Here is a 1,533-nt window from a genome sequence, read left to right on the forward strand (position 1 = left end):
TTTTTGAGGCCGCGTGCCTGCAGGGCGTACATCAGGGTGACCATGATGCGGGCGCCGCTGCAGCCGATGGGGTGGCCTAGCGCGCAGGCGCCGCCGTTGACGTTGACGATGTCGTGGCTCAGCCCCAGCTCATGCATCAGCGCCATCGGCACCACGGCAAAGGCTTCGTTGACTTCCCACAGGTCGACGTCTTTCACACTCCAGCCGGACTTGGCCAGCACCTTGTTCACGGCACCGATCGGCGCCGTGGCGAACCAGTTGGGTTCTTGCGCGTGCACCGCATGGCTGACGATGCGGGCCAGCGGCTTGAGTCCCAGCTTGGCGGCGGTCGAGGCCCGCATCAGCACCAGGGCAGCCGCGCCGTCGTTGATGCTGGAGCTGCTGGCGGCGGTGATGGTGCCGTCTTTCTTGAACGCCGGTTTGAGCGTGGGAATTTTTTCGAGCTTGACTTTACCGGGGCCTTCGTCGATGGAAATCACAGTGTCGCCGGCGCGGCCCTTGACCGTCACCGGCGTGATTTCTGCCGCAAACGCGCCTGATTTCGTCGCGGCCTGCGCCCGCTGCACGCTGGCCGTGGCGAAATTGTCCTGGGCCTCCCGGGTGAAGCTGTATTTGGCGGCGCAGTCTTCACCAAAGGTGCCCATGGAGCGGCCGGCCTCGTAGGCGTCTTCCAGGCCGTCAAGCATCATGTGGTCAAAAATGCGGTCGTGGCCGATGCGGTAGCCGCCGCGCGCTTTTTGTAGCAGGTAGGGCGCGTTGGTCATGCTCTCCATGCCGCCGGCCACCACCACGTCCGCGCTGCCTGAAGCCAACATGTCGTTCGCGAACATGGCCGCGCGCATGCCCGAGCCGCACATCTTGGACAGCGTCACCGCGCCCGCACTGATCGGCAAACCGCCCTTGAACGCGGCCTGGCGCGCCGGCGCCTGGCCCTGGCCGGCCATCAGGCAGTTGCCAAACAGCACTTCGTTCACCAGCTCGCTGGCGACCCCCGCGCGCTGCACGGCGGCCCGGATGGCTGCGCCCCCCAGGTCGTGGGCGGCAAGAGAAGAGAAGTCACCCTGAAAGCTCCCCATGGGGGTCCGGGCGGCACCAACAATCACGATGGAATCAGACATATCAACTTCCTTTCACAACAAAAAAATTGGGTCAAATCCGGTTGCTCTGCCGGTTGACGGGCATAAACCGTTTCTCGCGTTCATACGGAAAAACGTCGATCACGTCGCCCGCCAGAATGCGCTTCTTGTGGCCTTGCCAGTAGGCCGCATCGAGCAAATCGGCGTGGTGTTTCATGAAGATTTCGCGCACCACCGGGTTGCCCAGCAGGAAGGGGCCGAAGGTCTCGGGGAAGACGTCTTTCGGGCCGACGTTGTACCAGACCTCGCCCGACATTTCTTCTTCTTCATTGCGCGGCTCGGGCACCTTGCGAAAATTGCAGTCGGTGACGTATTCAATCTCGTCGTAGTCGTAGAACACGACCTTGCCGTGGCGTGTGATGCCGAAGTTCTTCCACAGCATGTCGCCGGGGAAAAT

At 62.8% G+C, this 1,533-nt stretch carries 2 protein-coding genes; both read right to left on the reverse strand.

Features of this window, described 5'->3' with window-relative positions:
• The coding region (locus B3V69_RS19760; protein WP_296449235.1) for an acetyl-CoA C-acyltransferase at positions 1–1,118 on the reverse strand (1,118 nt) is incomplete at its 3' end.
• 31 nt (positions 1,119–1,149) lie between these two features.
• Positions 1,150–1,533: isocitrate dehydrogenase kinase/phosphatase-domain containing protein (locus B3V69_RS19765; RefSeq protein ID WP_296449238.1), on the reverse strand; the 384-nt coding region annotated here is incomplete at its 5' end.

It is taken from the genome of Rhodoferax sp. UBA5149 (genome assembly GCF_002413825.1).
Classification (GTDB): Bacteria; Pseudomonadota; Gammaproteobacteria; order Burkholderiales; family Burkholderiaceae_C; genus Rhodoferax.